This window comes from Aminobacter sp. P4_H6_2 (assembly GCF_056400805.1).
Genome location: NZ_JBFUKO010000784.1, coordinates 1 through 2,234 on the forward strand (window position 1 = coordinate 1; position 2,234 = coordinate 2,234).

Sequence of the window (2,234 nt, forward strand, 5' to 3'; positions counted from 1 at the left end):
GTACGGAGTACGGATCAGGCAGCAGGGCAGATAAAACAGCGACGTGCCGCCGGAATGCAGGTCGATGACGATGTCGGCGAGGGGTAAAAGCACCTCTGAGACATAGTGGGCGATCATCTGGGTCGGCGAGCCATTGGCATCGCCGGGAAACAGCCGGTTGAGATTGCCCTGATCAAGCGGCGACACTCGCCTGCCTGCATCCACCGCGGGATAGTTTAATGCCGGCACGATGATGATGCGGCCGCAAAGTTCGCTTGTGTCGAGCTGGCGGGCGAGCTTGCTGAGCGCAACCTGGCCCTCATACTCGTCACCATGATTGCCGGCGACAAGCAGGGCTGTCGGCCCGTTGCCATTCTTGATGCAGACAATGGGGATCGGAATGGTGCCGTAGGCGGAGCGGTCACTCGAAAACGGCAGCCGCAGGCAAGCGATCTGCTTGCCGTCCCTGTCAAAATCGATGTCGGTCCAGATACGTGTGTCGTTTGCCACTGATCCCTCCCTCCTCGTCAATCCACCCTCGTCAATGCAACAGCGTGTTGAGGAAGGACCGGGCGCGGGGATGATTGGGTGTCGAAAAGAAAGCCACCGGCGAGGCTTGTTCGACAATGCTGCCCTGATCCATGAACACGACCTGGTCGGCAACCTCACGGGCAAAACCCATCTCATGGGTGACGCAGATCATCGTCATGCCCTCGCGGGCGAGCCCGGTCATGACATCGAGCACCTCCTTGACCATCTCGGGATCGAGTGCCGAGGTTGGCTCGTCAAACAGCATCAGGCGCGGGTTCATGCACAGTGCACGGGCGATGGCCACGCGTTGCTGCTGTCCGCCTGACAGTTGTGCGGGGTATTTGTTTGCCTGTTCGGGAATACGGACCTTTTCGAGAAAATGCCGCGCCAGGCTTTCGGCTTCGTTGCGTGGCATGCGAAGCACGCGGCGCAGGGCCAAGGTGCAGTTCGACAAAACAGTCAGATGCGGAAACAGATTGAAGCTCTGGAACACCATTCCGGTCTGTCGACGGGCGAGTATTGTCTCCCTGGCGTTGTCGCCCAGCCGGATCGTGCCCAGGGTCACGGTGCCCTGCTGGTAGGCTTCGAGCCCATTCAGACAACGGATCAGGGTTGATTTGCCTGAACCCGACGGTCCGCAGATCACGACGCGAGACCCACTTTGGATGGTGAGGTCGACCTCCTTCAACACATGGAAGGTGCCATACCATTTGTTGAGCGAGGTTATCTGGACGGCGAGCTTGTCGTCGGTCTGGGTCATGGTTCTCTCTAGTCCCTTGAGGTGTGCAAGCTAAGGGTTTGATTTTGCGAAGACGTGACCGCCCGCCGGCCTACCTGGCTGTTGGCCCAAGCAGGCGGATCTCAAGCCTTTTGATCRCTTGCGAGATGATGAGTGCGAGACCAAGGAAGATGAGGCCAGCGACCGTCAGCGGCTCGGCATAGCGGTAGGTGTCGGATGCGATGTCGAAGGCGCGCCCCAGCATCTCGGGCACTGCCAGCACTGCCAGATAAGGCGTCGCCTTGAGGATCGAGACGAAATAGTTGCCCATCGGGGCCGCGATGTTGCGCAGCATCTGTGGGGCCATGACAAAGATGGTCTCATCCATCCTGCCGAGTCCCAGGGCCATTGCGGCTTCGGCCTGACCATTGGGGATGGCATCGATGCCAGCCTTGAACACCTCTGCGAGATAACCGCTGTAATAGAGGCTGAGCCCGATGATGCCGACGGCAAGCGCACCAAGGCGAATGCCGTAAAACGGCAATATGAAATACAGGCAGTAGAGCCAGACCAGCACCGGCGTTGCCCGGATGAAGTCGATCACGAAGCCTACGAAGAGGCCCGCCAAGCCGCCCGAGCGGCGGATCAGTTCAAAGCCGAACCCGATCGCCGAGGCACCAACGCAGCTGAAGGCCGCCACCAGCAGCGTCATGCCGATGGCACTCAAGATAGTGGGCACCGTCGACAGCGCAAAGCCGACATCAAACGCCACGATGCGCCTCCCTGRCCGGGTTGATGCGCCGTTCGGCCCAGCGCCCGAACAGCGCGACCGGATAGCAGACGATAAAATAGGCAAGCAGCAGTGAGGTGTAGATCGGCACCGGGTCGTATTCGATCTGGGAGATCTCCTTGGCGCGGAAGGTCATGTCGGTCAGCGTGACCAGCGAGACCAGCGATGTCGCCTTCACCAGTTGGATCAGCTGGTTGATGAAGGTCGGGCTCATCG

Annotated in this window: 3 protein-coding genes and 1 pseudogene; all 4 read right to left on the minus strand. The window is 59.8% G+C overall.

Annotated elements, in window-relative coordinates; translation table 11 throughout:
- On the minus strand, nt 1-489 hold a 489-nt coding region (locus AC1DUU_RS30060), incomplete at its 3' end, for a M14 family metallopeptidase (RefSeq protein ID WP_476786969.1).
- 31 nt (nt 490-520) lie between these two features.
- On the minus strand, nt 521-1,270 hold the full coding sequence (locus AC1DUU_RS30065; RefSeq protein WP_476786970.1) for an amino acid ABC transporter ATP-binding protein: 750 nt from the start codon (nt 1,268-1,270) through the stop codon (nt 521-523).
- Between the two features lie 70 nt (nt 1,271-1,340).
- Nucleotides 1,341-2,000: an amino acid ABC transporter permease gene (locus AC1DUU_RS30070; RefSeq protein WP_476786971.1), complete on the minus strand. Its 660-nt coding sequence runs from the start codon at nt 1,998-2,000 to the stop codon at nt 1,341-1,343.
- Nucleotides 1,990-2,234: pseudogene (locus tag AC1DUU_RS30075) on the minus strand (amino acid ABC transporter permease); the annotation flags it as partial. The pseudogene AC1DUU_RS30075 and the gene AC1DUU_RS30070, both read right to left, overlap by 11 nt.

What these genes read in the sequence shown, in the direction of transcription:
- AC1DUU_RS30065 (WP_476786970.1), bottom strand. Translation starts at nt 1,270, where the DNA reads ATGACCCAGACCGACGACAAGCTCGCCGTCCAGATAACCTCGCTCAAC.